The sequence below is a fragment of the Agromyces sp. P2_B3 genome, from assembly GCF_056404815.1.
On the sequence record NZ_JBFUDH010000009.1, the window covers coordinates 1 to 26,913 of the forward strand.

Annotated in this window: 26 protein-coding genes and 1 riboswitch; of the genes, 14 read left to right on the forward strand and 12 right to left on the reverse strand. The window is 72.6% G+C overall.

Annotated features, from left to right (window positions below; translation table 11 throughout):
- Positions 1-79 precede the first annotated feature (79 nt).
- Together AC1DZA_RS13690 and AC1DZA_RS13695 are read right to left on the reverse strand one after the other, a co-directional pair.
- Complete coding sequence (locus AC1DZA_RS13690; RefSeq protein ID WP_476773157.1) at positions 80-1,081, reverse strand: endonuclease domain-containing protein; 1,002 nt, start codon at positions 1,079-1,081, stop codon at positions 80-82.
- A gap of 171 nt (positions 1,082-1,252) precedes the next feature.
- On the reverse strand, positions 1,253-2,938 hold the full coding sequence (locus AC1DZA_RS13695) for a beta-N-acetylhexosaminidase (RefSeq protein ID WP_476773158.1): 1,686 nt from the start codon (positions 2,936-2,938) through the stop codon (positions 1,253-1,255).
- A gap of 141 nt (positions 2,939-3,079) precedes the next feature.
- A riboswitch (ZMP/ZTP riboswitch) is annotated at positions 3,080-3,161 on the forward strand.
- A gap of 67 nt (positions 3,162-3,228) precedes the next feature.
- On the opposite strand from AC1DZA_RS13695, the gene glyA reads away from it, so the two are divergent.
- Together glyA and AC1DZA_RS13705 are read left to right on the forward strand one after the other, a co-directional pair.
- The gene (gene glyA / locus AC1DZA_RS13700; protein WP_476773159.1) at positions 3,229-4,503 is read left to right on the forward strand and encodes a serine hydroxymethyltransferase; all 1,275 of its coding nucleotides are present in this window, start codon (positions 3,229-3,231) and stop codon (positions 4,501-4,503) included.
- Between the two features lie 8 nt (positions 4,504-4,511).
- Positions 4,512-5,396: a bifunctional methylenetetrahydrofolate dehydrogenase/methenyltetrahydrofolate cyclohydrolase gene (locus AC1DZA_RS13705; RefSeq protein ID WP_476773160.1), complete on the forward strand. Its 885-nt coding sequence runs from the start codon at positions 4,512-4,514 to the stop codon at positions 5,394-5,396.
- 86 nt (positions 5,397-5,482) lie between these two features.
- On the opposite strand, the gene AC1DZA_RS13710 is transcribed toward AC1DZA_RS13705, so the two are convergent.
- On the reverse strand, positions 5,483-6,685 hold the full coding sequence (locus tag AC1DZA_RS13710) for a type II toxin-antitoxin system HipA family toxin (RefSeq protein ID WP_476773161.1): 1,203 nt from the start codon (positions 6,683-6,685) through the stop codon (positions 5,483-5,485).
- Positions 6,682-6,882 carry a helix-turn-helix transcriptional regulator gene (locus AC1DZA_RS13715; protein WP_476763537.1) on the reverse strand — a complete coding sequence of 67 codons (201 nt, stop codon included), beginning with the start codon at positions 6,880-6,882 and terminating at the stop codon, positions 6,682-6,684. The genes AC1DZA_RS13710 and AC1DZA_RS13715 overlap by 4 nt, the downstream gene beginning before the upstream one ends.
- Positions 6,883-7,162: 280 nt before the next feature.
- On the opposite strand from AC1DZA_RS13715, the gene AC1DZA_RS13720 reads away from it, so the two are divergent.
- The 3 genes from AC1DZA_RS13720 to AC1DZA_RS13730 are packed head-to-tail and all read left to right on the forward strand — an operon-like array spanning position 7,163 to position 10,762.
- The gene (locus AC1DZA_RS13720) at positions 7,163-8,488 is read left to right on the forward strand and encodes a cytidylyltransferase domain-containing protein (protein WP_476773162.1); all 1,326 of its coding nucleotides are present in this window, start codon (positions 7,163-7,165) and stop codon (positions 8,486-8,488) included.
- A 4-nt stretch (positions 8,489-8,492) separates the two neighbouring features.
- Complete coding sequence (locus tag AC1DZA_RS13725; RefSeq protein WP_309977538.1) at positions 8,493-9,368, forward strand: N-acetylneuraminate synthase family protein; 876 nt, start codon at positions 8,493-8,495, stop codon at positions 9,366-9,368.
- The gene (locus tag AC1DZA_RS13730) at positions 9,365-10,762 is read left to right on the forward strand and encodes a DUF6716 putative glycosyltransferase (protein WP_476773163.1); all 1,398 of its coding nucleotides are present in this window, start codon (positions 9,365-9,367) and stop codon (positions 10,760-10,762) included. Before AC1DZA_RS13725 ends, AC1DZA_RS13730 begins: the two co-directional genes overlap by 4 nt.
- Positions 10,763-10,804: 42 nt before the next feature.
- Here the strand turns inward: AC1DZA_RS13730 and AC1DZA_RS13735 are convergent, their stop codons facing one another.
- Both AC1DZA_RS13735 and AC1DZA_RS13740 read right to left on the reverse strand, forming a co-directional pair.
- Complete coding sequence (locus AC1DZA_RS13735) at positions 10,805-11,341, reverse strand: gamma carbonic anhydrase family protein (RefSeq protein WP_476773164.1); 537 nt, start codon at positions 11,339-11,341, stop codon at positions 10,805-10,807.
- A gap of 26 nt (positions 11,342-11,367) precedes the next feature.
- Positions 11,368-12,675: an APC family permease gene (locus tag AC1DZA_RS13740; RefSeq protein ID WP_476773165.1), complete on the reverse strand. Its 1,308-nt coding sequence runs from the start codon at positions 12,673-12,675 to the stop codon at positions 11,368-11,370.
- A gap of 57 nt (positions 12,676-12,732) precedes the next feature.
- On the opposite strand from AC1DZA_RS13740, the gene AC1DZA_RS13745 reads away from it, so the two are divergent.
- On the forward strand, positions 12,733-13,254 hold the full coding sequence (locus AC1DZA_RS13745) for a YbaK/EbsC family protein (RefSeq protein WP_476763545.1): 522 nt from the start codon (positions 12,733-12,735) through the stop codon (positions 13,252-13,254).
- The gene (locus tag AC1DZA_RS13750) at positions 13,251-13,823 is read left to right on the forward strand and encodes a GNAT family N-acetyltransferase (protein ID WP_476773166.1); all 573 of its coding nucleotides are present in this window, start codon (positions 13,251-13,253) and stop codon (positions 13,821-13,823) included. The genes AC1DZA_RS13745 and AC1DZA_RS13750 overlap by 4 nt, the downstream gene beginning before the upstream one ends.
- A 39-nt stretch (positions 13,824-13,862) precedes the next feature.
- On the opposite strand, the gene galK is transcribed toward AC1DZA_RS13750, so the two are convergent.
- The gene (gene galK, locus AC1DZA_RS13755; protein WP_476773167.1) at positions 13,863-15,020 is read right to left on the reverse strand and encodes a galactokinase; all 1,158 of its coding nucleotides are present in this window, start codon (positions 15,018-15,020) and stop codon (positions 13,863-13,865) included.
- On the reverse strand, positions 15,017-16,186 hold the full coding sequence (galT, locus tag AC1DZA_RS13760; RefSeq protein WP_476773168.1) for a galactose-1-phosphate uridylyltransferase: 1,170 nt from the start codon (positions 16,184-16,186) through the stop codon (positions 15,017-15,019). Before galT ends, galK begins: the two co-directional genes overlap by 4 nt.
- 83 nt (positions 16,187-16,269) lie before the next feature.
- On the opposite strand from galT, the gene AC1DZA_RS13765 reads away from it, so the two are divergent.
- The gene (locus tag AC1DZA_RS13765) at positions 16,270-17,115 is read left to right on the forward strand and encodes a DeoR/GlpR family DNA-binding transcription regulator (RefSeq protein WP_476773169.1); all 846 of its coding nucleotides are present in this window, start codon (positions 16,270-16,272) and stop codon (positions 17,113-17,115) included.
- Entirely contained in the window at positions 17,112-18,044 is a 933-nt protein-coding gene (locus AC1DZA_RS13770) for an aldose 1-epimerase family protein (protein WP_476773170.1), read from the forward strand. Before AC1DZA_RS13765 ends, AC1DZA_RS13770 begins: the two co-directional genes overlap by 4 nt.
- Positions 18,045-18,175: 131 nt before the next feature.
- Here AC1DZA_RS13770 and AC1DZA_RS13775 read toward each other — a convergent pair whose 3' ends face one another.
- The gene (locus AC1DZA_RS13775; RefSeq protein WP_476773171.1) at positions 18,176-19,351 is read right to left on the reverse strand and encodes a MarP family serine protease; all 1,176 of its coding nucleotides are present in this window, start codon (positions 19,349-19,351) and stop codon (positions 18,176-18,178) included.
- A 155-nt stretch (positions 19,352-19,506) separates the two neighbouring features.
- Positions 19,507-20,169, reverse strand: a complete 663-nt coding sequence (locus tag AC1DZA_RS13780) for a fasciclin domain-containing protein (protein ID WP_476761373.1) — start codon at positions 20,167-20,169, stop codon at positions 19,507-19,509.
- Between the two features lie 307 nt (positions 20,170-20,476).
- On the opposite strand from AC1DZA_RS13780, the gene sigK reads away from it, so the two are divergent.
- The 3 genes from sigK to AC1DZA_RS13795 all read left to right on the forward strand — a co-directional run bounded on the left by sigK (position 20,477) and on the right by AC1DZA_RS13795 (position 23,178).
- Positions 20,477-21,055 (forward strand): ECF RNA polymerase sigma factor SigK, encoded by a 579-nt coding sequence (gene sigK, locus AC1DZA_RS13785; RefSeq protein WP_476761374.1) that lies wholly within the window; start codon positions 20,477-20,479, stop codon positions 21,053-21,055.
- Positions 21,052-22,035, forward strand: a complete 984-nt coding sequence (locus AC1DZA_RS13790; RefSeq protein ID WP_476773172.1) for an anti-sigma factor — start codon at positions 21,052-21,054, stop codon at positions 22,033-22,035. The genes sigK and AC1DZA_RS13790 overlap by 4 nt, the downstream gene beginning before the upstream one ends.
- 102 nt (positions 22,036-22,137) lie before the next feature.
- Complete coding sequence (locus AC1DZA_RS13795) at positions 22,138-23,178, forward strand: LLM class F420-dependent oxidoreductase (protein ID WP_476773173.1); 1,041 nt, start codon at positions 22,138-22,140, stop codon at positions 23,176-23,178.
- Between the two features lie 252 nt (positions 23,179-23,430).
- Here AC1DZA_RS13795 and AC1DZA_RS13800 read toward each other — a convergent pair whose 3' ends face one another.
- The gene (locus AC1DZA_RS13800; RefSeq protein WP_476773174.1) at positions 23,431-23,688 is read right to left on the reverse strand and encodes a hypothetical protein; all 258 of its coding nucleotides are present in this window, start codon (positions 23,686-23,688) and stop codon (positions 23,431-23,433) included.
- A gap of 602 nt (positions 23,689-24,290) precedes the next feature.
- On the opposite strand from AC1DZA_RS13800, the gene AC1DZA_RS13805 reads away from it, so the two are divergent.
- Together AC1DZA_RS13805 and AC1DZA_RS13810 are read left to right on the forward strand one after the other, a co-directional pair.
- Positions 24,291-24,929: a DNA-directed RNA polymerase subunit beta gene (locus AC1DZA_RS13805; RefSeq protein ID WP_476761378.1), complete on the forward strand. Its 639-nt coding sequence runs from the start codon at positions 24,291-24,293 to the stop codon at positions 24,927-24,929.
- A 276-nt stretch (positions 24,930-25,205) separates the two neighbouring features.
- Positions 25,206-26,093, forward strand: a complete 888-nt coding sequence (locus AC1DZA_RS13810; protein ID WP_476773175.1) for an aminodeoxychorismate lyase — start codon at positions 25,206-25,208, stop codon at positions 26,091-26,093.
- 27 nt (positions 26,094-26,120) lie between these two features.
- Here the strand turns inward: AC1DZA_RS13810 and pstB are convergent, their stop codons facing one another.
- On the reverse strand, positions 26,121-26,900 hold the full coding sequence (gene pstB / locus AC1DZA_RS13815; protein WP_309977569.1) for a phosphate ABC transporter ATP-binding protein PstB: 780 nt from the start codon (positions 26,898-26,900) through the stop codon (positions 26,121-26,123).
- Positions 26,901-26,913 lie beyond the last annotated feature (13 nt).

Sequence of the window (26,913 nt, forward strand, 5' to 3'; positions counted from 1 at the left end):
CCCGCCGCCCGCCGCCCGCCGCCCGCCGCCCGCCGCGGGCGCCGCACCAGCGCCTCGGACTCAGGCAAACGGCCGCTGCTCAGGCCGTTCTCGTCGATTCCCGCCTGAATCGAGACCGGTTGCCTGAATCCGAGCGACCGATGCCGCCCTTGGCGACGTCGAGCCGAGCACCGAGCGCGTGCCGGACCTCCGACTCGACCTCGGGCCAGCGATAGAGGACGTCGACGTATCCATACCGGAACACCGTGTAGCCCATCAGCACGAGCCGACGGTCCTGCGCGAGATCCCGCTCGCGCTGCTCCGCCGTTCGATGGAACTCGAAGCCGTCGATCTGCAGCACCAGGCGTTCGCCGATGAGGATGTCCACCGGATGCCCGTCGATCATCACCTGTTGCCGTAACCGGATGCCGATCCTGCGCAGTCGCGCGACGGGGATGGACTCGATTCCCGAGTCCGACAACTGGGATGCGCCGAGCCGGACGTGTCTCGCCGCTGTGCTGCGGAGCGGTAGCTGCTCGAGGTATCCGGCACGGACCCGTCCCGTTCGCAGGGCCGACTCCCATGCAGCCAGGGCGTGGTCGAGCGGCTGGCAGTCGGCGATGCGGACGAGCGCGTCGACGAGCGGCTCGATGAGTCCGAAGCGATTCGGAGGCAGGACCGGGGCGCCCCAGTGCACCGTCGCGCCCCTGGCGTCGAAGCGCGACGCGCTCTGTGCGACGGCGAGATGGAGCCGTGCGTCGTCGACCGTCCACAGCCCGAGCAGGCGGGCGGCGCTGACGCAGCTCACCCTGCCGCTGACGGCGGCGGCCGAGCGGAGTTCCGGGCCCACCGCCGGCGTCGCCAGCCACCTCCGGATCCGGGTCACCGCTCCGCCCGCGACCGCCGCGCGGATCGCGTGCCGGGTGAACCCCGCGTTGAAGGCCTCCTCGGCGTGACGAATGCCGGTGGTCTGGTCGAGCCAGGTGGCGAGCTGCATCGCCCCATCGTCATCGACGCCGGGACGCGGATGCCCCGAGCGGCGCAGTTCGGTGGTCGCAGCGTGGGATCGGCCGGTGTCGAGGGCGAGTCGGCTGGCGCGCATTCAGGCGATCGGCCGCCCCTCAGGCAGGAATCGTACGGTTCGTCCTGAATCCCGGCCGAACGCCTGAACCAGCGGCGGTGCGAGTCGGAGCGGGCGCCGCGCCGCGCCGCGGTGCTGCGCTCGCGCAGCGACGACCGCGGAGTGGGCGTGCGCGGACGCGGCGGAGGTGCGCTAGTCGCCCCAGGGCACCCCGCGCACCGGGTAGTACCTGATGCCCGCGGCATCCCACCGCTCGCCGAGCCCGGCCACGCGCGCGAAGAACGCGTCCGTGTCGCGCAGCGCAGCGCCGCCACCCGAGCCGGGCGCCGGCACCGGCGCCGCCGACCAGCCGATCTCCGCGATCGCCGTGATGCGCGGGAACGCCATGAACTCGGCCTCCCCGAGCGTGCCGATCGTCTCGGTCCAGAGCGGCGCCTCCACGCCGAGCAGCTCGTCCTCGCCGATGCCGGGCACGACGGCTGCCGGATCCCAGAGGTATGCCTCGTCGAGCGTGGTCGGCCCCTTCGCCCAGTCGAGGCCGAGGGTGCCGCCGAGCGGCCCCTGCGGGTCGTCCACGTACTTCATGTCGAGGTAGGCGACGTCGGCGGGCGACATGATCACCCGGCCGCCCTGCGCGACGAACGACTGCGTGGCGGCGACCGCGTCCTCCTCCGGTTCCACGAAGCTCCAGTACTGGCCGATCGTGCCGACCGGCAGGGCGGCGGAGGCGCCCAGCTCGTGCCAGCCGATCACGGTCTTGCCGGTCGCCGCCCCGGCCGCCGCGATGCGCCGCACGAGGTCGAGGTAGTCCGCCTGCGAGGTCGAGAGCGATTCGTCGCCGCCGAGGTGCAGCCACGGACCGGGGGTGAGCTCCGCGACCTCGCGCGTGACGTCGGCGAGGAACCGGTCGGTGGCCTCCGCCCGCTCGGGCGACGCGCACAACGACGAGAACCCGACCTCGACGCCCTCGTACGGCTCGGGTGCGACGCCGTCGCAGTTGAGCTCGGGGTAGGCGCTGAGCGCGGCGTTGGTGTGACCGGGCAGGTCGAGCTCGGGCACGACGGTGACGAACCGCTCGGCGGCGTACTCGACGATGCGCCGGTAGTCGTCCTTCGTGTAGAAGCCGCCGCCGTCGCCACCGACCGAGGTCGACGCCCCGATGCGGGTGAGCTCGGGCCACGCGTCGATCTGGATGCGCCAGCCCTGGTCGTCGGTCAGGTGCAGGTGCAGCACGTTGAGCTTCAGCATCGCGATCGCGTCGATGTAGCGCAGCACGTCGTCGACCGGCAGGAAGTGCCGGGCGACATCGAGCATCGCGCCGCGGTAGGCGAAGCGCGGTGCATCGGCGACGGATGCCGCGGGCACGGTCCATCCGCCGTCGGGCTCGCCCGTGGCATCCGCCCGCTCGATCGCGGCGGGCAGCAGCTGCCGCAGCGTCTGCGTGCCGCGGTAGAGCCCAGCAGCGGTCGAGGCGGCCAGGCGCACGCCGTCGTCGCCCGACTCGAGCGTGTAGCCCTCGTCGGCCCCGGCGACCCCGTCGGGCGCCTCCCCGGCGGCGACCACGAACACGACGTCGGATGCCGCGGCCTCGCCGTCGACCACGGGCAACTGGAAGCCCGTGGCCGCCCGCACCTGCCCGGCGAACGTCTCTGCGACGGCGGCGGCGCCGTCACCGGTGGCGACGAGCCGGGACTCCTCGGTGAGCCGGAACGGCGGCGCGTCGTGCGTCGCGAACGTCGTGGGGGCGGGGACGATGCCGGTCACGGCGTCTCCGTTCTCGTCGGCGGTGCAGGCGGTGAGCGTGGTGGCGAGGAGGGCCAGCGCGACGACGACCGCCGTGAGCACTGCGGTCGTGGCGCGGATGCTGCGTCGGCGCATGCTTCCCCTGGTCGTCGTCAGGTCCGCCGAATAAGGCAGGACTCCTTACAAACACGTCGCGTCCATCCTCCCATGCGACGACGCCGTATGACAGTCCCGGTCGAGCCCGAGACGACCGCTCGCGGCATCCGTTGCTATGCTTGCCAGCGTCGCGACTGGCGTTGAGATGGGTACCCATCGGGGAGCGACTGGCACGGACCGACCGCTCGCCTGGGCCGGTGCGCCTGCTGCCGCGCGAGTCGCGCTCGCAGCAGCACCCCTTCAGGTCCGCATGTCATAAGGAGCCAGTCTTGGCCGAATCCGTCTTCAATGCCCCCCTGTCCGAGGTCGACCCCGAGATCGCCGAAGTTCTCGAGCTCGAGCTCGGTCGCCAGCGCGACTACCTCGAGATGATCGCGAGCGAGAACTTCGTGCCCGTCTCGGTGCTGCAGTCCCAGGGCTCGGTGCTCACGAACAAGTACGCCGAGGGCTACCCCGGCCGTCGCTACTACGGCGGCTGCGAGTACGTCGACATCGCCGAGTCGCTCGCCATCGAGCGCGCGAAGAGCCTGTTCGGCGCCGAGTACGCGAACGTGCAGCCGCACTCGGGCGCCACGGCCAACGCCGCGGTGCTCAGCGCCATCGCCACCCCCGGCGACACGATCCTCGGCCTCGAGCTCGCGCACGGCGGCCACCTCACGCACGGCATGAAGCTCAACTTCTCGGGCAAGCTCTACAACGCCGTCTCGTACGGGGTGAACCCCGAGTCGTTCCTCGTCGACATGGACGTGGTGCGCGACAAGGCCCTCGAGCACAAGCCGCAGGTCATCATCGCCGGCTGGTCGGCGTACCCCCGCCACCTCGACTTCGCGGCGTTCCGCGCGATCGCCGACGAGGTCGGCGCGAAGCTCTGGGTCGACATGGCGCACTTCGCCGGCCTCGTGGCCGCGGGCCTGCACCCGAGCCCCGTGCCGCACGCCGACGTCGTGTCGTCGACGGTGCATAAGACGATCGGCGGCCCGCGCTCCGGCTTCATCGTGTCGCGCGACACCGAGCTCGCGAAGAAGCTCAATTCCAACGTGTTCCCCGGCCAGCAGGGCGGCCCGCTCATGCACGTGATCGCGGCGAAGGCCACGGCCTTCAAGATCGCGGCATCCGAGGAGTTCAAGGACCGCCAGGCCCGCACGATCCGCGGCGCGCAGATCCTCGCCGACCGCCTCACGGACGACGACTCGCGCGCCGCCGGCGTCGACGTGCTCACGGGTGGCACCGACGTGCACCTCGTGCTGGCCGACCTCCGCAACTCGAAGCTCGACGGCCAGCAGGCCGAAGACCTCCTGCACGACGCGCTCATCACGGTGAACCGCAACGCGGTGCCGTTCGATCCGCGTCCGCCGATGGTCACCTCGGGCCTGCGCATCGGCACGCCCGCCCTCGCCACGCGTGGCTTCGGCGACGCCGAGTTCACCGAGGTCGCCGACATCATCGCGCTCGCGCTGCAGGGCGAGGCGGATGTCGCGGCGCTGCGCTCCCGGGTCGAGGCCCTCACGGCGGCGTTCCCGCTGTACCCGGGCCTCCAGCAGTAGGGAGCGGCATGACGGCCATCACCCTCGACGGCGTCGCCACGGCGTCCGCCGTCAAGTCCGAGCTCGCGTCGCGCATCGCGCTGCTGCGGGCGCACGGGGTCGTGCCGGGCCTCGGCACGCTCCTCGTGGGCGACGACCCCGGCTCGCGTTCGTACGTGGCGGGCAAGCACCGCGACTGCGCCGAGGTCGGCATCGAGTCGATCCGCGTCGACCTGCCGGCGTCGGCGACCACGCACGACGTGCGGGCGGCGATCCACGACCTGAACGCGGCACGCGAGGTCACCGGGTACATCGTGCAGCTCCCGCTTCCCGCCGGGCACGACGAGAACGCCATGCTCGAGCTCATCGACCCCGACAAGGACGCCGACGGACTGCACCCGACGAACCTCGGGCGCCTCGTCCTGGGCATCGAGGGCGAGCTGCACTCGCCGCTCCCGTGCACGCCTGCGGGCATCGTCGAGATGCTGCGCCGGTACGACGTGCCGATCCGTGGGCGCCATGTCACAGTCATCGGACGCGGCCTCACCGTGGGCCGCCCGCTCGGGTTGCTCTTCACCCGCAAGGGCCTCGACGCGACGGTCACGTTGACGCACTCGCGCACCGAGGACCTCGCGGCCGAGGTGCGTCGTGCTGACATCGTCGTGGCCGCCGTCGGCGTGCCGCACCTGGTTCAGCCCGACTGGATCAAGCCGGGCGCCGCGGTGCTCGACGTGGGCATCACGCGCGTGCAGGACGAGGAGACCGGCAAGGGCCGGCTCACGGGCGACGTCGACCCTGCGGTCGCCGAGGTCGCCGGGCACCTGTCGCCGAACCCGGGCGGCGTCGGTCCGATGACGCGGGCCATGCTCCTCGCGAACGTCGTGAAGGCCGCCGAGCAGCGCCTGCGCCGCTAGCGGCCGCGGTCGCAACGAGCACGAGCGACAGTGAGAACGAACGCGAGCGGATGCCGCGGGCCCGGTGCCCGCGGCATCCGCTCGTTTCACGCCGCGTCGTGCTCGAACTCGCCCCGGCGGAACCGCAGCTCGCGCTGGACGCGATGCAGCGGGGACCCCTCGAAGCCGATCGACCCGAGGTCGACCCGCGACGCTGCGGCGGCGGCGAGCGCCTCGGCGGATCGGGCGGCGCGCTGCGGCAGGCCGATCGAGTCCGCGAACTCGGCCCAGTGGCGGGCTTTGAGGCCCCGAGTGCGTCCGGCGACCGGCAGCGCCATCGAGTCGTCGCCGTACACGAGGGTGCACAGCACATCGTAGATCGGCGCGACGGACCAGCCGCGCTCGTCCGGCCGGATCACCGACAGGTTCTTCGCGTGCAGGTCGCCGTTGCCGGTGAGCCAGGCGAAGGCGAATTGGAGGTAGGCGGCGCGCACGGCGACCGCGGGCGCCCGGCACACCGCGGCGAGTCCGAGCACCGCCTGCTCCGCCGGAACGGTGTACTTCGACGCCGGGGGAAGGCCGAGCACCTGGGTGGCGTCCTCGAGGCCGAGGCGTCGCCAGCGGTCGGCGTCGCGGACCCGATCGAAGCGCTCCACGAGCAGCCCGGCGGTGCCGGTGCGGTCGTGGATGATCCGCGCTGCCGCGACGGGCAGCCGCACGCCCTTCGCGGCGTTGAGGTGCAGCAGCTCGTTCTCCACGAGGCGCGGATACTCGGCGGGTGAGAGCTTCAGGATGTAGCGGCCGTCGCGTCCCCGCACGGGCGCGCTGATCATCGAGGCGCTGGCCTTGTCCTGGACGCCGGGGATGGCGTGCGTGTCGACGGCGTCGACGAGCTTGCGGAAGTCGAGGAGCTCGGGATCGGTCGGGTCGATCAGGGCGGATGCCTCGATCGGCGCCTCGCCCGCGGGCACGACGCGCACGTCGCCGGGGGTGTCGCCGCCGACCGCGAGGAGCAGCGAGAGCTCGTCGCTCGTGCTCGTCTTCACGGCGCGCTGCAGCACCGTGAGGCGGTGCCCCTCGGGGAGCAGGCCCGCGAAGAACGCCGGGAGCGCGCCGTTCGGTGTGACGACCGGTTCGGTGGACAACGGGAGGGTGGTGGCGATGGGCCTCGCGCCGTCGCCGGCGAGGTAGTCGGGCCGGTAGGCGAAGGACGTGCCGCCCTCGGCGGTCCTCGACAGGGACGCCGCGAGCCGGTCGTCGGCCCACACGTCGGCCGCCGGGACCGACCGGAGACGCTCGAGATCGGTCACGGGCGCGCCTCGATCACCAGGCCGACGACGGTGGCCGCCCGGACGACCGCGGCGAGGCTCGGCGAACCGGTGCCCTTCTCGATGTCCCGGATCGTGCGCTCGGAGGTCTCGGCGAGCTCCGCGTGCTGTGCCTGGGTCAGTCCGGCCTCGCGCCGGGCTCGTCGTACCGCCGTGCCGATCGCCCGGATCTGGTCCATCCGTCCCTCCATCTTCGGCATGATCCTGCCGAATCTGCCGGTCGGCTCGCCAACGGGCGCATTGCCCGCCCTCAACCGGAAGGATACTGCCGAAATGGCTGGCCGGCCATCTTCGCGCGGGGTGTGGCTCCATGTTCGGCAGCATGCTGCCGACGCGAAGCACCGGGCGTTCGAGGGCCCTCGTCGTGTGGCGAGCCCAGCACGGCCCGTCGACCTGACCGTCGCCCGGCGTTCACCGCCCGTGCACCGCGCCGTCGTCGCGGCTGCATAGGTTCGCGCCATGACCCACGCCGAGCTCCTCGTCACGCCCGGCCGGGTGGCGCGAGCGGAGGGGGCCGACCGCGCCATCCGACCCGACGTGGTCGAGCACGCGGCGGATGCCCCGACAGCCCACGCGACGGCCGTGATCCCCGCCCGTGGCGGCTCGCAGGGCCTGCCCGGCAAGAACGTCGCCCGCGTCGGTGGGATCCCGCTCGTCGCCAGGGCGGTGATGGCCGCGCTCGCCGCGGAGCGGATCGCCCGGGTGGTCGTTACCACGGACGACGACGCGATCGCCGAGGCCGCGCGCGTCGCCGGCGCCGAGGTCGTCGTGCGTCCCGCGTCCCTGGCTGGACCGACCGCGTCGAGCGAGTCGGCCGTGCTGCACGCGCTCGAGCAGCTCGACGGCGCCGACCCCGTCACCGTCTTCATCCAGGCGACGTCGCCGTTCATCGACCCCGTCGACCTCGACGCCGCGGTCGACCAGGTCGTGCGCGGGCACCGCGACGCCGTGTTCTCGGCCGCGCCGACCCACGTGTTCCTCTGGCGTGAGGATGCCGCCGCCGGGGCGGTCGGCGTGAACCACGACGCCGCGCAGCGGCCGCGCCGCCAGGATCGCGAGCCCGAGTTCGCCGAGACCGGCGCCTTCTACGTGTTCCGCACCGAGGGGTTCCGCGTCGCGGGGCACCGGTTCTTCGGCCGCGTCGGCGTGCAGCCCGTGCATCCCGACCACGCCATCGAGATCGACGACGCCGCCGACCTGGACCGCGCTCGCGCGCTCGCGCCCCACGTCGACGCCGCGCTCGCCGAGGCCGGACGGGGGATCGCCGGCCCGCGGCATCCGCACATCGACGTCGACGCGCTCGTCACCGACTTCGACGGCGTGCACACCGACGACACCGTGATGGTCGACCAGCTCGGGCGCGAGACCGTGCGCGTGAGCCGCAGCGACGGGCACGGCGTGGCACGCCTGCGGGCGGCGGGCGTTCCCGTGCTGATCCTGTCGGCCGAGGAGAACCCGGTCGTGGGGCGCCGGGCCGAGAAACTCGGCGTGGAGTGCGCACAGGGCGTCGCCGACAAGGGCGCGGTGCTGCGCGACTGGGCGGCGGCACGCGGCATCCGCCTCGACCGCATCGCCTACCTCGGCAACGACCGCGGCGACCTGCCCGCGCTCGCCGAGGTCGGCTGGCCCATCGCGGTCGCCGACGCGGTGCCCGACGTGCGCGCCGCGGCCAGGCACGTGCTCGAACGCCGCGGCGGGGAGGGCGCGGTGCGAGAGCTCACCGACCTCATCGTCGGAGCGAGGACCAGGGCGGGCGCGACCGGCGCCCGCGACGAGGAGGAGTGAGCGAATGGCAGCTGTGCGCATCGGTCGATCGGTGGTCGGCCCCGGAATGCCCGTCTACGTCATCGGCGAGATCGGCCTGAACCACAACGGCGACGTCGACATCGCCAAGCGGCTCATCGACGTGGCGGTCGAGTCCGGCGCGCAGGCGGTGAAGTTCCAGAAGCGCACGCCCGAGATCGCGACGCCCGAGCACATGCGCGACGTGCCCCGTGAGACGCCGTGGGGCACGATGACCTACCTCGACTACCGACGCCGCGTCGAGTTCGGCGAGGCCGAGTACCTCGAGATCGCCTCCTACGCGCTGCGCGCCGGGGTCGACTGGTTCGCGTCGCCGTGGGACGTGCCCTCGGTCGAGTTCCTCGAACGGCTCGATGTCGTGGCGCACAAGATCGCCTCGGCGTCGGTGACCGACCTCGAGCTGCTCGAGGCCGTCGCGGCGACCGGCAAGCCCGTCATCCTGTCGACCGGCATGTCGACCCTCGACGAGATCGACCGCGCCGTCGAGGCGCTCGGCACCGAGCGGCTCGTGCTCATGCACGCCACGTCGAGCTATCCGATGCCCGCCGAGGAGGCGAACCTGCGCATGATCGGCAGGCTGCAGCACCGGTATCCCGGCGTGCCGATCGGCTACTCGGGGCACGAGCGGGGACTCCAGATCTCGCTCGCGGCCGTCGCGCTCGGCGCCGTGGCCGTCGAGCGGCACATCACGCTCGACCGGGCGATGTGGGGGAGCGACCAGGCGGCCTCGCTCGAGCCGCAGGGCCTCGAGCACCTCGTGCGCGACATCCGCATCATCGGCGAGGCCATGGGCGACGGCGTGAAGCGGGTGTTCCCGGGCGAGGAGGCCCCGCGCGCAAAGCTCCGCAGGGTGCCCGCGTGACCGGTGGCACGCTGCTCGTCGTCGCCGACACCGACTCGTACGTGAAGTGGGGCGCGGCGCTCGCGTCGCAGCTGCCCGACGAGTGGGAGGCGCGGCTCGTCGTCGTCGCGACGCCCGCGCAACCGAGCGCACGGCAGCTGCGGGTCGCGCTCGCCGGCACCCGCTTCGCACCGTCCGAGGTGGAGGTGCTCGAACTCGGCCCGCTCGGGGACCTCGTCGACGAGCAGCGTCCCGATGCCGTGCTGCTCGCGCTGCGCGGTCCGCTGGTGCGGGTCGTGGTGCCGGTCGTCGGCGAGCGTGCCGACCGCGTCGGCCGTGCCGACAGGCTCGAGCGGCCGGACCGGCCGGTGATCCTGACCGGATTCCCCGGGCTGACGATCCCCGCGGCCCGCAAGGCCGTGATCTACCGCGAGCGCACCGACCTCATCGTGCTGCACAGTCGCCGCGAGGTGCGCGAGTTCCGCGCCATCGCGGACGAGCTCGGCGTGCCGGTCGGCCTCGGCCTCGCGACGCTGCCGTTCCTCCGCGTCGCGGCACGCGAGCTCGAGCCGGTCGCGGCGGCCGGTGAGGCGACGTCGACGGTCGCGGCGTCGGCCGACCGTGCCGCGCAGCGCTCCGACCCCACGAGCGCGCAGCGCCCCGACCGCACCGATCTCGTGTTCGCCGCCCAGGCGAAGGTGCCCGCCGAGCGCGACGACCGGGTGCGCCTGCTCGGCTGGCTCGCGGATGCCGCGCGCCGCCGTCCGAACCGACGCGTGGTCGTGAAGGTGCGCGCCCGCGCCGGTGAGGCGCAGACGCACGCCGAGAGCTGGGATTACGCCGACCTGCTCGCCGACCCGGCCGTGCGCGCGCAGCTCGGTGGCTCGATGCCCCCGAACCTCGTCGTCGAGGACGGCCCGATGGCCGAGCACCTGGCGCGGGCGTCAGCGCTCGTCACCGTGAGCTCCACGGCGGTGCTCGAGGCGATCGCCGAGGGGGTGCCGGCGCTCGTCGTCGACGAGTTCGGCGTGGCTCCGAAACTCATCAACACGGTGTTCGTCGGCAGCGGCCTGTTCGGCGGCGCCGGCGACGTGGCGGCCGGGGCCGCGAGGCATCCGGATCCCGCGTGGCTCGACGACAACTACTTCCACGGGCCCGCCGCCGACGACTGGCTCGAACGGCTCGAGGAGCTCGTCGAACGCCGACGGGCGCTGCCCCTGCCGCTGGCGCCGCGTCGGCACAACCGGGCCGGCGGGGCGGTGCGACGCGCGTACGAGCGGCGGCGGATGCTGGGCCGCCACGACCCGTCGCCGGCCGGTGCGGTCGCGATGGTCGTCGCGCTCCCGGTGCGTGCGGTGGTGCGGCGGATGCACCGACTGCGTGCCGCGCTCACGACGCTCAGCGCGCGGCCCTGACACCGGCCCGCGGGGTTTCGTGCGGCGCCGCAGGCGGCACGCTCAGTCGACGGGCGCCGTGTGCTCCTCGACATGGCGCAGGTAGGCGGCGGCGTTGCGGCGGATGCCGTCGCGCTCGGCCTCGGAGAGCTCGCGCCGCACCTTGCCCGGCACGCCCGCGACGAGGGAGCCGGGCGGCACGACCGTGCCCTCGAGCACGACGGCCCCGGCCGCGACGAGCGACCCCGCGCCGATGACGGCCCCGTTCAGCACGGTCGCGCCCATGCCGATGAGGCAGTCGTCCTCGACGGTGCAGCCGTGCAGCACCGCGCCGTGCCCGACCGAGACGCCCCGGCCGATCGTGAGCGGGAAGCCGGCGTCGACGTGGCAGACCACGGTGTCCTGCAGGTTCGCGTCCTCGCCGAGCACGATCGGCTCGGCCTCAGCGCGCAGCACCGCGTTGTACCAGACGCTCGAGCCTGCGGCGAGGCGCACGTCGCCGACGATCACCGCGCCCGCGGCGACGAAGGCGTGCTCGTGCACGACGGGCGCCGGCACGTCGGCGATGGTCAGGATGCGGGCGGAGGGGTCGGCGCTCATGGCGTCAGCCTACGCTCGCGCCGCGGTCACCCGTCGGCGCGGCGTGCGCGGCGGCGTCGGCGACCGACCGTCGAGGCGACGAGGCGGTACGCCGCCCCGATCGCGAAGACCACGACGCCCCCGATGACCGCCTGGATCGGCAGGGTGGCGACGAGCACGAGGCATCCGATCGCCCCCGCGATGTTCAGCCAGCGCGGTACGCGGCGTTCGGGGGCAGGCTGGGTGAACGCCGACGCGTTGGCGACGAGGTAGTACAGGAGCACGCCGAACGAGCTGAACCCGATCGCGCCCCGAAGGTCGACGACGAGCACCAGCCCGACGATCGCGACGGCCACCGCGATCTCGGCGACATAGGGCACGTGCGATCGCGGATGCACCGCCGCGAGCGGCGCAGGCAGCTCGCGGTCGCGCGCCATCGCGAGGGTGGTGCGGCCGATGCCGGCGATGAGGGCGAGCAGGGCGCCGAGGGCCGCCACGGCGGCGCCCACCTGCACGACCGGCACCGCCCATTCCCAGCCGCTCAGCTGGACGAGGTCGGTCAACGGGGCGTCCACGCCGGCCGCGAGGTACGCCGCGCCCAGCGTGAGCAGGAGCACGATCGCGACGGCCGCGTAGATCGCCACGACGATGCCGAGCGCGATGGCGATCGCCCTCGGGATCGTGCGAGCGGGATCGCGCACCTCCTCCCCGAGCGTGGCGATTCGGGCGTAGCCCGCGAAGGCGAAGAAGAGGAGTCCCGCCGACTGCAGCACGCCGTACCAGCCGCCGCCGGACGCTACCGGCACCTCCTGCAGCACCGGGATGCCGTCGCGGAACAGCTGGGTCGCACCGGCGACGAGCACGAGCGCCAGCACGGCCAGGACCACGACCACGATGACGGTCGCCGCCCGGGCCGTGCGGGTGATGCCGAGCAGGTTGACCCCCGCGAGCACCACGACCGCCGCCACGGCCACGGGCCGCTCCCATGCCGTCGGCACCAGGTAGTCGGCGGCCGTGAGCGCCATCGCCGCGCAGCTCGCCGTCTTCCCGACGACGAAGCCCCACCCCGCGAGGAACCCCGGCCATTCGCCGAGCCGCTCCCGCCCGTACCGGTACGCGCCGCCCGACTCGGGGTAGCGCGCCGCGAGCTGGCCGGTCGAGCTCGCGTTCGCGTACGCGACGAACGCGGCGATCACGAGGCCCGCGAGCAGCCACGGGCCGGCGGCCGCGGCGGCCGGCTGCCACACCGCGAACACGCCGGCGCCGATCATCGACGCGAGGCCGATCGCCACGGCGTCGCGGAGTCCGAGGCGGCGGGCCAGGCGCCCGGAGGGCGGGGACGGAGTCGCGGTCACGCCGGAACCCTACTCCACGGGCGTGAAGCGCTCGTCGCCGACTCGTAGGATCGACGCATGCCCGCCGAGCAGACGTCCACGCCGTCCCACGCCGCCGTCGACCGCGTCACCGCCGCACTCGCCGCGCAGGGGGTCGAGCCGCGCATCGTCTGGTTCGACGACGCCGTGACCACCGCGCAGCTCGCCGCCGACGCGCTCGGCGTCGAGGTCGGGCAGATCGCCAACTCGCTGGTGTTCACGATCGACGACGAGCCGATCCTCGTGCTCACGTCGGGCGCGCACCGCGTCGACACCGAGTGGCTCGGCGAGCGCCTCGGCGGCACCATCCGTCGCGCATCGAAGGAGACCGTGAAGGCGGCCACCGGCCAGGTGATCGGCGGGGTCGCGCCCGTCGGGCATCCGGAGCCGGTTCGCACCATCGTCGACGTGCAGCTGGCCGACTACGACGAGGTGTGGGCCGCCGCGGGGCACGCGAAGACCGTCTTCCCGACGACGTTCGACGAGCTCGTGCGCATCACGGGCGGCACGCCCGGCCCCGTGGAGCCCTCGGGCGAGGCATCCGCAGAGGTCCCGACGTGACAACCGACCGTGTGGCGTGGCCGCGTCCGGCGGGCCCGCTCACGCTCCGACCGCCGACCAGCGAGGACCTCGACCAGGTGCTCGTCTGGCGGAACCGCCCGGAGGTCATCCGCTGGTTGCTGCGCACCACGGTCGACCCCGAGGCGTTCAGGCGGGCATGGCTGGAGAGCGTCGGCGATCCCGCCCAGCACACCGCCGTGGCGGTGCTCGACGGCGTCGTGGTCGGAACGGGATCGCTCGACGTGCGCGACGGCATGGGGCAGTTCGACGGCGACGCGTGGCGTGGGGCCGAGGGGCTGCTCGGCTACGTCATAGATCCGGCCCACGCCGGCAACGGGTACGCGAGCGATGTCGCGCGCGCGCTGCTCGACCTCGCGTTCGGCGACCTCGGCCTCCACCGGGTGACCGCCGGATGCTTCGCCGACAACGTCGCCTCGTGGCGGGTCATGGAGAAGGTCGGCATGCGGCGCGAACAGCACGGCGTCCGCGACTCGTGGCATGCCGAACTCGGCTGGGTCGACGGCTTCACCTACGGGATCCTCGCCGAGGAGTGGCCGGCGGCTGGCTGACCCAGGCAGTCGTGCGCTGACCCGACGTCGAGCCGAACCCTACGCGTCCCGTCGCGCGCCCTGGCTCGGGTGCACCACGAAGATCGACGGCTCGCGGTAGCCCCGCTCGGCGAACGCCGCGAGCACCTCGCGCGTGACGACCGGCACGAGGTCGTCGATCATGAGCGCGATGGCCGAGCCGCCGAACCCGCCGCCCGTCATGCGCGCCCCGATCGCGCCGTGCGCCTGCGCGGTCGCGACCGCGAGGTCGAGCTCAGGCACCGAGATCTCGAAGTCGTCGCGCATGGAGACGTGCGAGGCGTCGAGGAAGGGGCCGATCGCGCCCGGTCCCTGCTCGCGCAGCGTGCGCACGGTGTCGAGCACGCGCTGGTCCTCGGTCACCACGTGTCGCACCCGGCGGAACGTCTCGTCGTCGAGCAGCTCGGCCGCACGGCCGAGGTCGTCGTGGCGCACGTCGCGGAGGGACTCGACGCCGAGGGCGCGGGCGCCCGCCTCGCAGGATGCGCGCCGAGCGGCGTACCCGCCCGAGGCGTGCGCGTGCTCGACCTTCGTGTCGATGACGAGGAGGGAGAGCCCGTCGGCCGCGAAGCCGAGCGGGATCACGTCGGCGTCGAGGCTGCGGCAGTCGAGGAAGACGCCGCCGTCGGCCTCGCCGAGGAGCGACGCCGACTGGTCCATGATGCCCGTCGGCGCCCCCACCACGCGGTTCTCGGCGAGCTGGCCGACCTTCGCGAGCGTGGGCCGGTCGAAGCCGAGGCCCCAGTGCTCGTCGAGCGCGAGCGCCACGGCACTCTCGATCGCGGCCGACGACGAGAGGCCCGCGCCGACCGGCACCGAGCTCGCGACGTAGAGGTCGACCCCGCGCACGTGCTCGAGGTCGGCACCCAGCTCCCCGAGCGCCCAGGCGACGCCGAGCGGATACGCCGACCAGCCGCTGATCGCGTCGGGCGAGAGCTCGTCGAGGTGGATCTCGACGGCGTCGGGGGCGAAGCCCGACGCGACGCGAATCACCCGGTCGTCGCGGTCGCCGAGGGCGACGGCCGTGCGCTGGTCGATGGCGAACGGGAAGACGAACCCGTCGTTGTAGTCGGTGTGCTCGCCGATGAGGTTCACGCGTCCGGGAGCGGACCACACGCCGATGGGCCGCCGTCCGTACCATTCGGCGAACCCGTGCATCGCCTCCGTGACCTCGTTCATGCGTCGACCTCGATCTCTCCGATCGCGCGGCGCAGGGCGCCGGCCTGTGACTCGGGCGTGACATCCCCGATCCATGCGCCCATCGCGGCCTCCGAGCCGGCGAGGTACTTGAGCTTGTCGGCGGCCCGGCGCGGGCTCGTGAGCTGGAGCATCAGCCGCACCTCGTCGCGTCGCTCGCTGACGGGGGCCTGGTGCCAGGCGGCGATGTAGGGCGTGGGGGTGTCGTAGAGCCGGTCGACGCCGCGCAGCAGCGTGAGGTACAGCGACGCGAGCTCATCGCGCTCGTCGAGGGTGGTCGCCGCGAAGTCGGGCACGTGCCGGTGGGGGAGCAGGTGCACCTCGATCGGCCAGCGCGCGGCGAACGGCACGAACGCGGTCCAGTGCTCGCCGCTGAGCAGCACGCGCGGCCCGTTGCGCTCGCGCTCGAGGATGTCGGCCATGAGCGTGGGGCCGTAGTCGTCGATCGCGGCGAGCAGGCGTTCGGTGCGCGGCGTGACGTACGGGTAGGCGTAGATCTGGCCGTGCGGATGCGGCAGCGTGACGCCGATCTCACGTCCGCGGTTCTCGAAGGGGAACACCTCTTCCACTCCGGGCAGCGCCGAGAGGGCGGCGGTGCGCTGCGCCCACGCCTCGATCACGGTGCGCGCCCGCGAGACGCCGAGCGTGCCGAAGGACCCCTCGTGCTCGGGGCTGAAGCAGACGACCTCGCAGCGCCCGACCGAGGTGAGGGTGCGCTCGAGCCCGACGCTGCGGAGCGAGGCCAGGGCGTCGGCGGCAGGGGCGGCCGGGTCGGCCAGCTCTGGCCCGAACGACGGCGAGCGGTTCTCGAACACGGCCACGTCGTAGCTGCTCGGGATCTCGGACGGGTTCGTGGCCGTCTGCGGCGCGAGCGGGTCGGCGTCGGCGGGCGGGAGGAACACGCGGTTCTGGCGGGCCGCGGCGATCGAGATCCACTCGCCGGTGAGCGGGTCCTGTCGCATCTGGGCGGTGGCGGGGCGCGGGTCGAGCGTGCGCGCGTCGACGGCGCGCTCGGGCGGCAGGCTCGTGTCGGCGTCGTCGAAGTAGATGAGCTCGCGGCCGTCGGCGAGCGTCGTGGGGCGCACGGCGATGCGCGGGTCGACGATGGCGTCGGGCCCCGCGGTGGCGTCTGGTTCGGTATCGGGCACGCGCACACCCTACGCGACTTTCGTTTCGCAAACAACCGGGGTTTCGTATTGCAAAGGTCGCGTTCGGCGCGGAGAATGCCGGTATGACGGATGCCGCGACGGCCACGCCCGCGCCCCTCGACGCTCCCCGGCGACGCCAGCTCGCCCTCGGTCTCGTCGCCGAGCGCGGATTCGTGCGGGTCGCCGAGCTCAGCGCGGCCTTCGGCGTCACCACGGTGACCGCCCGAGCCGACCTCGACGCGCTCGAACGGCAGGGCGCCATCCGCCGGGTCCACGGGGGAGCCGTGCCCGCCTCGTCGGTGCTCGAGGCCGAGCGGCCCGAACGCGAGCCGAGCTTCGAGGAGGCGCTCGCGGCATCCGTGGAGCCGAAGCGGTCGATCGGCGAGTACGCCGCGTCGCTCGTGCGCAGCGGCCAGAGCGTCATCCTCGACGTCGGCACGACCACCCTGCAGATCGCACGCGCCCTGCGCGCCCGCACCGACCTCGACGACCTCGTCGTGTTCACGAACGGCCTCTCGATCGCGCTCGAGCTCGAGGACGAGATCCCGCGCTTCACGGTCGTCGTGACGGGCGGCACCCTGCGCCCGAAGCAGCACTCGCTGGTGCATCCGCTGGCCGGGTCGATGCTCGAGGAGGTGCACGCCGACCTCGCCTTCATCGGCTGCAACGGCGTCGACCCGGCACACGGCGTGACGAACGCGAACCTGCCCGAGGCGGCGGTGAAGGCGCTCATGCTGCGCGCCGCGGCCAGGGCCGTCGTGGTCGCCGACGGCTCGAAGCTCGGCGAGGTGCACCTGGGCCGCATCGCCTCGATCGACGCCTTCGACGTGCTGGTGACGGATGCCGCGGCGCCGGCGCCGCTCGTCGCCGAACTCGAGGCGTCGGGGCTCGCGGTGCACCTCGCCCGAGACCCTAAAGTGGATCCATGACTCTTCCCACGGGCGAGCAGTTCGTGCTCGAGACCTCGACGTCGAGCGGCGACCTGCAGGCCACGATCACGGCCGTCGCTGCGGGCATCCGCACCCTCAGCATCAACGGCATCGACCTCGTTCCTCCCTACGCCGAGGACCAGGCGCCCCCCATGGGCGCCGGCATCGTGCTCGCGCCGTGGCCGAACCGCATCCGCGACGGCCGGTGGACGCACGAGGGCGTCGAGCACCAGCTCGCCATCACCGAGCCGGCCCGCAACAACGCCATCCACGGCCTGCTGCGGTACACCGAGTACAAGCCGATCGCCCGCGAGCGCGACTCGGTGACCCTCTCGGCGACGATCTACCCGCAGCTCGGCTACCCCTACCTCCTCGGCACTGCCGTGCACTACGAGCTCGTCGCCGACGGCCTCAAGGTCACCCACTACGTGGAGAACCTGGGCGCCGAGGCGGCGCCGGTCGCACTCGGCTCGCACCCCTACCTGAAGATCGGCGGCGTGCCCACCGGCGACCTCACGCTGCGCCTGGACGCGGCGAGCCACATCGAGGTCGACGACCGGCTGCTGCCCACCGGTGAGGTTCCCGTCGACGGCACCGAATGGGACCTGCGCGACGGCCGGCGTGTGAGCGACCTCCACCTCGACGACGCGTTCGGCGAGGTGGCCAGCGAAGACGGTGTCGTGGTGCACACGCTCACCGCGCCCGACGGGCGAACGGTGTCCATCTGGGCCGACGACGAGTTCGACTACGTGCAGGTCTACACGAGCCGTGAGTTCCCCGGGGAAGACGGCGACGTGGCGATCGCCGTGGAGCCGATGACGGCTCCCGCCGAGGCGTTCAACTCGGGTCGCGGCCTGCGCTGGCTCGACCCGGGCGAGGAGTGGCAGGTCAGCTGGGGCATCCGGTTCGAGGGCTTCACCGCGGACTGAGCCGGACGGCGCGATCGACGGTCGCACCACCTGTCACGGTCACGTTCAGCGGATATACGATCCGCCGCACCGACGAAGCCGTGGACCGCGCGGCGCGGCGGATCGTATCTCCGCGATGTGCGGCACGCCGATCAGTCGGCGCACGACCCCGAGTCCACGGTGTCCTCCAGCAGCGGCGCCTGCTCGGCGAGCGGCGACAGCGTGGACACCGGGATGGCGTAGCCCACGTTCTCGACGGAGTCCGACTTGGCGAACACCACGCCGCCCACGGCACCGTCGCCCGTGAGCACCGGGCCGCCCGAGTTGCCGTGGTCGACGTCGGCGGCGACCGTCATGATCTCGCGCGTCGAGGTGCGGCCGCCCTCCTCGATGGTGATCGGCCCGACCGACATCACGCGGGCCGGCCGCAGTTCGAGCGGACCGCCGAACGGATAGCCGGCCACGGCGGCGTCGGAACCCGTCGTGAGGTCGGCGATCGGGAGCGGCGGGGTCAGCAGTCCCGACACGGCGATGAGGGCGAGGTCGTTCTCGCGGTCGAAGGCCACCACGCGACCGGCGAGCGCCGGCTGCCCGGGCGCCTCGACGATCGGCTCGGTGACGCCGGCGACCACGTGCGCGTTGGTGACGATGCGGTCCTCGGCGACGACGAAGCCGCTGCCCGACAGGTTGCTGCCGCACTGGAAGGCCGTGCCGGTGACGCGCACCACCGAGGTCGCCGCGCGTGCGAGCTCGGCGTCGTCGACGCCGCCCGCAGGCAGCGCGGGCGCCTCGGTCGGCGCATCGAGTACCTGCACGAGCCAGGGGATGCCCTGGCCGAGCGCAGCCGTGCGGATCTCGGCGAGCAGGGTGCGGGTCGGCGCGGGCGTGACCTGGTCGAGGGCGGTGAGCACGCGGGAGCCGGCGACCGCCGGGGAGAGCACCGGCACGCCCATCGCCGACACGCCCGACGCGACGAGCGCGACCACGAACGCGGCGACCAGGAGGTTGCCGATGGCGCCGAGGACGCGGTCGAGCACGCCGAGCTTCACGGCGCGGGCGCCACGGCTGAGCGCACGACCGACGACCGCACCGAGCCACGCGCCGAGTGACAGGAGCACCAGCGCCGTGCCGATCGCCGCGGGTGCTCGCCATTCAGGTGCGGGGACCAACCCCGACACCCACGGCATCACGAGGTACGCGGCGAGGCCGCCGAGCACGAGCCCGATGAGGCCGGCGGCGGTGCGCAGGAGGCCCGCGCGGTACCCGTGCACGGCCGCGGCGATGAAGGCCAGCACGAGGAACACGTCGAGCAGCAGGCTCCAGCCCATGGTGCCTCCGTTCCGTCGCGTCGGGTCGCACGTCCGTGGAGGACCAGCCTGCGGCATCCGGCTCGGAGACACCTGCAAGCGCGCCCGGCGCACACGCCCCGGCGCGCGAGAACGGCTCCGACGCCGGATCGTCGGAGCCGTTCGCACGGTCGGTGCTACATGGGGGGCATGAGCACCGTGTCGATGAGGTACACCGTCGCGTTGGCCGTGTGCACGCCGCCGCAGATCACCTTGGCGTCGTTGACCATGAGGTCGTCGCCCGAGCCGGTCACCTCGACGGTGCCGCCCTGCACGGTGGTCTGGGTGCCGACGACGTCATCAGGCGTCAGCTGGCCCGGCACCACGTGGTAGGTGAGGATGCTCGTGAGCGTCGCGGAGTCCGTCTTCAGCGCCTCGATCGTGGCCGGGTCGATCTTCGCGAACGCGTCGTCGACCGGGGCGAACACGGTGAACTCGTCACCGTTCAGGGTGTCGACGAGGTTCACGTCGGGGTTCAGCTGTCCCGAGACCGCCGCGGTCAGGGTGGTCAGCACCGGGTTGTTCGACGCGGCCGTCGCGACGGGGTCTTGCGACATGCCCTCGACCGACCCGGCGCCGTCGGGCACCTGCTCGGCGTAGGCGGCGCAGCCGGGGCCGACGAGGTCGGCCGCGGGATCCGCCATGGCCTCCTCGGTGGGCTCGGCCGACTCGGACATGGTGGGTTCTTCGCTCTCGGTGGCGCTTCCGCTCATGCTGCAGCCGGCGAGCCCGAGCGTCGCGAGGGCGACGATCGAGGCGGCGGCGATGGCGGTGCGAGTGCTGCGTGACGAGGATCGCATCGGTGTACTCCTTCGTGGAAGTCGGCCTCGTTCGGGGCCGATGCGAGGGGTTCGGCGTGGGCTCGGGAACGGATTGGACCGATCGCCGATCGGGGTGCGGCGGGCGTCGCGGTCGTCTCCGACGTCGCCAGCCGGCATCCGACCAATCGGATCGGCCGTCGGCTGCGAATCACCGACGACCCGAGAGAGCAGGATCCCCCGTGACCACCCCAGCCTCCGCCGAGGGATGAGCCGTGCACTGGCCCATCCTCGGGCGCGCGCCGCAACCGGTGCCGCGCCGCAGCAGCGATCTGTCATGCTTGACGAGATGGCAGACGACGGCGAGCGCACGTCGGCGTCGCGCCCGACGATCGACGAGCTGCTCGCTCACGTCGGGCGCGGTGACCGCGTCGCGTTCAGTGCGCTCTACGACGAGACGGCGCCGCGCCTCTTCGGCCTCATCCGCCGCCTGGTCGTCGATCCGGCGCAGGCCGAGGAGGTGACCCAGGACGTGTACCTCGAGATCTGGCAGTCGGCCGCCCGCTTCGACGCCGACAAGGGCAACGCGCTCTCGTGGATGTTCACCATGGCGCATCGCCGCGCCGTCGACCGCATCCGCTCGGCCCAGGCGTCGCGCGATCGCGACCTCCGCATCGGCGTGCGCGACCTCGACGTACCCGTCGACACGGTGGCCGAGGCCGCCGAGACGAGCGTCGAGCACGAGCGCGTCCAGGGCGCGCTCGGCGAACTGAGCGACCTGCAGCGCGAGTGCGTGCGGCTCGCCTACTACGGCGGCCTCACCCAGAGCGAGATCGCCGAACGACTCCAGGTGCCGCTCGGCACGGTCAAGACCCGGTTGCGAGACGGCATGATCCGGCTCCGCACGGCATTGGGGGTGACGACATGAGCGACGACCAGGAGCGACCCGACGACGGCTCGGATCGCCGGCCCGCCTCCGTCGAGGCGTACCGGGGGCTCGCGGCGGCCTATGCGCTCGACGCGCTCGACCCCGACGAGCGCGTCGCGTTCGAGCGCGTGCTCGCCGACTCCGCCGAACTGCGCGAGGAGGTCGACGCCTACGCGCGATCGGCGTCCCACCTCGCCGAGCAGACCGAAGACGTGACGCCGCCGCCGTCGCTGAAGGCGGGCCTCATGGCCGCGCTCGATCGCACGCCGCAAGAGGCGCCCGGGCAGCCGAGGCCGCAGGTCGCCTCGGCTCCCGTCACGGCGGCCGCGTCGGTTCCGGATGCCCCGTCGGTCGACGCCGCCCCGGTTCGCGATGTCGAGTCGGCTCCGGATGTCGCGTCGATTCGGGATGTCCCGTCGGTTCCGGATGACGCGTCGATTCCGGATGCCGCGGTGCCGGCCGCCCCCGCCTCCACCCCGCCGCCCGCGGCTCATGCGCCGGGCCCGGTCGAGTCCGCCGCTCACCGCCGGTGGTTCCAGCGGCCCGTCGCCGTCATCGTCTCGGCCGCGGCGGCCGTCGTGCTCATCGCCGGCATCGTGCTCGGCGTCGGATGGTCGGGGCCGAACGGGTGGGGCGCCCAGCGCGAGATGGACGCCATCGCTTCAGCGCCCGACGCCCAGTCGCAGACCCACGAGGTTCCGGGCGGCGGCGAGATCACGCTCGTGACCTCGGCCGCGAAGGGCCGGTCGGGCGTCGTGGTCGACGGACTGCCGCCCCTCGAGGCCGGCCAGACCTACGAGCTCTGGTACATCGACGACTCGGGGGCCGCGGCCGCCGGCACGTTCGACGCGAACGGCGGCGAGACGTGGCGCGTGCTCGACGGTTCCTTCAGCCCCGGTGTCGCGGTGGGCGTCACGGTCGAGCCGGAGGGCGGCTCAGCGCAACCCACCACCGATCCGATCGTCGTCATCGCCACGTAGTCGGGTCCCCACAAGCGACGCGGCCGCGCGCCGGTCCTCGGTTATGGTCTGAGGTGCCCGTCGACACCTCGCCGGGTCACAGCACACGACGAGGAGTGATGGATGCGCGTCGGCATGTTCCTGAGCTACGCAGGCGGATTCCGCGAGGTCGCCGACGAGGTGGCCGAGCTCGAGCGGGCGGGCGTCGACCTCGTCGCCGTGCCGGAGGCCTACTCGTTCGACGCGGTGAGCCAGCTCGGGTTCCTCGCGGCGCGCACGTCGACCATCACGCTCGCGTCGGGCATCCTGCAGCTCTACACGCGCACCCCCACGCTCACGGCGATGACGGCCGCGGGCCTGGACTACGTCTCCGGCGGACGCTTCGAGCTCGGCATCGGGGCATCCGGGCCCCAGGTGATCGAGGGATTCCACGGGGTGCGATACGACGCACCGCTCGCCCGCACCCGCGAGATCGTCGACATCTGCCGCATGACCTGGCGGCGCGAGCCGGTGGTGCACGACGGCCCGAAGTACCGCATCCCGCTACCCGCCGGCGAGGGCACCGGGCTCGGCAAGCCGCTGAAGCTCATCAACCACCCGGTGCGCGAGCGCATCCCGATCACGATCGCCTCCCTGGGCCCCAAGTCCGTCGAGCAGACGGCGGAGATCGCCGACGGCTGGCTGCCGATGTTCTACCACCCCGAACGGGCGGGCGACGTGTGGGGCGAGGCGTTGGCGGCCGGCACCGCAAAGCGGTCCGCCGACCTGGCCCCGCTCGACGTGTTCGCCAGTCCGGCGCTCGCCATCACCGATCGTCCCGAGGCCGTGCTGCCGCTCGTGAAGCCGCAGCTGGCGCTCTACGTCGGCGGCATGGGCGCCCGCGGCAAGAACTTCTACAACGACCTCATCTCGAGCTACGGCTTCGAGGCGGAGGCGGCGCGCATCCAGGACCTCTACCTCGAGGGCCGTCGTGACGAGGCCATCGCGGCAGTGCCCGATGAGCTCGTACGCGCGGTGTCGCTCATCGGTCCGGCCTCGTACGTCGCCGAACGGGTCGAGGCGTTCCGTGCCGCGGGCGTCACCACGCTGTCGGTCACCCCGCTGGCCCGCGACTCGGCCGAGCGCGTCGCGCTGATGTCGGGGTTCCGGGCGCTCGTCGGCTGACCTGCGCTCGGGCACATCGCTTCGACGGTTTCGACTGCGGGGGTCCACAACCGCACCGGGATACCGGCGTTCCGCGCATGGTCGATCGGCCGATGCCCCTTTCGGCCGCGGGCTTGCGGGGCTACCGTGTTGTCACCCGCTCGACGCCGTGCGGGAAGGGGAACCTGGGGAGGAGCTGCCGTGACGGGGACGTCCGAGTCCTCCACGTGACCCGGACTCCCGTCGGGCGGTGCCCCGGGGAGTCGGGCCGCGTCAGTCGGGGTCGGAGACGAGCTCGAGCCGGGCGGCGATCGCCGTCACCGCGGCATCCATGGTCGCGTAGCGGTAGACCGCTCCCGGACGTGGACGCATCCACAGCATCTCGTAGCCGTCGTCGATGGTCTGGAGGTAGCCGACGACGCGCCTGAGGTCGCCGTCCGCATAACGGTCGTTGCACACGCGCCACGTGGTCGGACTGAGCGGCATGAGCTCCACGTGGGAGCGGGTCTGCGTTTCCTGTCGGGCGAGCATCTCGCACCATTCCCCATCGAATCCGCGGTTCATTCATGGCGGACCGGCACCGACCGACACGTCCTGGGATGCGCGTGGTCGATTGCGCTGCGCCGGTCGGCCCGGCCCGCCTGTCCGGGTCTTGCGACCCGTGACTACAGTTCTACGCGGGGCCTTGGGGCGTCGATAGGCCCTTGACATGCCTCAGGCGAGATGCGATATTGCGGTGCCCCCACAGGGACTCGAACCCTGGACCCACGGATTAACCTGCTGCACTGGGTTTCCCCAGCCACCGCGGTGGCGGCTTGCAGTCTGGACTATATCTTCACCTTCGACCGGATCGTTCAGGTGCGCCGCGTGTAGTCTCTGAGGTTCCCTTGCGGTTACCTGCTGATTACCCAATCCGGTCCGATTGTCACTGCCTCGCGCGAACGAGGCGAGTACGGCCGGCTCTCAGGGCGTTCCAGCATATAGCGGCGGTCATCCAGCGCATTTCGGCGCTGGCGCTCCATTGTTGTGTTGAAGTCCGTTGCTCTAACCAACTGAGCTATAGGGGCATCGACCACCCTAACAGGAGCCGCATGCCGGTCCCTCGTCCAGCCGAGGCGAGTAGCCTTGCCGCAATGGCTTCCGACTTCCATCGACCCACTCGCTTCCCGAACGGCATGTTCGAGGGTTACCTCGGCGCCGAGGATCCGGCTCACGTGAGCCGGGTCGCCCACGACACCGCGGCCGCGATCCTGTCCCGGGTCCGTGCCGATCCCGACCCGGCGGTGGTCGAGCGACTCGTCACCTACACCGACGAGCACGGCATCGACGCGATCGCCGAGCTCTGGTCCCACGCGTCGGCGAAGAGCCTACCGGGGGCGCTCTGGCGGGTCTACCTGCTGCGCACCCTGATCCGCCAGGACCCGCTGGGCATCAGCCTGGCCTTCCAGCGCGGCACCGAGGTCTCGCACACGATCGACCAGGTCGTCGCGGGCGCACCGGTGCCGGCCGGTCCCGACGAGGTGCGCGAGCTCGCCGACCGCATCCTGCACGGGCTCTTCGCCGGCGACTTCGCGGTGGCGCTCGACCGTGCCGCCGCCTTCTCCCGGGTCGTAGCGGCCGGCTTCACGAGCCTCGCCGATGATGCGGATGCCGCGGACGCGGTGCACCCCGATCGCCCCGGCGAGCTGACCCAGCGGGCGCTGCGCCTCACCCAGCTCGCAGACGAGCTGTCCTCGTGCGCCCGGCTCTGGCGTCGCGACGCCTTGGACTGAGTCGACGCCCTGGACTGAGCCGACCGCGCCGCTTCGGCACGCGGATGCCTCGACGGCGCGCACCCGGGAATGAACCACCCCCCGACCTCGTTTACACTTGATGTGCCGGGCCGCAGTAACCCCGGGCTCCAATATTCGCCGCTCCGAGCGGCCTCGCGCCGAGAGGCGTTCTGCGGCCCGGCATTTTCATGCCCGGGCGCGGCCGACGCCCGGTCGTCATCCCTTCCGGCCCGGCTCGGCCCTCCCAGCACCGGCTCGTCCGCGTAGCATCGGAGGATGCCCGACACGCTCACCCTGCTGATCGAACCGCTGCCCGCCGACGCCCCCGCGACCGATCTCGACCGCACGTTCCGCGAGGTGGATGCCTCGGCTCCCGCGCTCCGGGTGGGCGAGCTCTCGACGCAGCGCGGCGATGGCATCTTCGAGACCATCGGCGTGGTCGACGGCCACCCGCAGGAGGCCCGGCCGCACCTCGAGCGGCTCCGCAACTCGGCGCGCATCTGCGAGCTGCCCGAGCCGAACCTCCCGCAATGGGAGGCGGCCATCGCGCGAGTCGTCGCGAGCCTTCCGGTGACGGGCGAGTTCGCGCTCAAGCTCGTGCTGAGCCGTGGCGTCGAGCACGGGCCGGCGCCCACCGCGTGGTTGCACGTGGCGCCCGCGGCCGACTTCAGCGCGGTGCGCGAGCGCGGCATCCGCGTCGTCACGCTCGATCGCGGCTACGACCGCGGCACCGCCGAGCGCGCACCCTGGCTGCTCCTCGGGGCGAAGACGCTGAGCTACGCCGTGAACATGGCGGCGCTCCGCGAGGCGCGCCGCCGTGGCGCGGACGACACGATCTTCGTCACGAGCGACGGCTACGTCATGGAGGGCCCGACCTCGAGCGTCATCCTCCGGCACGGCGAGGTCTGGTCCACCCCCGCGCCCTCGGGCGCCATCCTCCACGGCACGACCCAGCTGAGCCTGTTCGAGCACCTCGAGGCATCCGGTCGGCGCACCGAGTACCGCGACATCCCCGTCGACGAGCTCAGGTCTGCGGATGCCGCGTGGCTCGTGTCGAGCGTGCGGCTGGCCGCGGGCATCACCGAACTCGACGGGCAGCCGATGCCCTACGACGTGGAGGAGACGCGCGACCTCAACGCGTACCTGCTGAGCCCGCGCGACTGACGGTCGCCGTCGGCGAAGGGGCGGTGATCAGCCGAAGCGGCCCGACACGTAGTCCTCGGTGGCCTGCACGGTCGGGTTCGAGAAGATCGTGGTGGTGTCCGCGTACTCGATGAGGTTGCCCGGCTTGCCGGTGCCGGCGATGTTGAAGAACGCCGTCTTGTCGGAGACGCGGCTGGCCTGCTGCATGTTGTGCGTCACGATGACGATCGTGTACTGCAGCTTGAGCTCCTCGATGAGGTCCTCGATCGCGAGCGTGGAGATCGGGTCGAGCGCCGAGCACGGCTCGTCCATGAGGATGACCTCGGGCGACACCGCGATGGCGCGGGCGATGCAGAGGCGCTGCTGCTGGCCGCCCGAGAGGCCCGATCCGGGGCGGTCGAGGCGGTCCTTGACCTCGTTCCAGAGGTTGGCGCCGCGCAGCGACTTCTCGACGAGGTCGTCGGCATCCGTCTTGGAGATGCGCCGGTTGTTGAGCTTCACGCCCGCGAGCACGTTCTCCTTGATGGACATCGTGGGGAACGGGTTGGGTCGCTGGAAGACCATGCCCACCTGGCGCCGCACGAGCACCGGGTCGACGTCGGGGTCGTACAGGTTGTTGCCGTCGACGAGCACCTCGCCCTCGACGCGCGCGCCGGGGATCACCTCGTGCATGCGGTTGAGCGTGCGGAGGAAGGTCGACTTGCCGCAGCCCGACGGGCCGATGAAGGCGGTGACGCTGCGGGGCTCGATCTCGAGGCTCACGCCCTCCACAGCGAGGAACTTGCTGTAGTAGACGTTGAGGTCGCGGACTTCGATGCGCTTTGACACGGATTTCCTTACT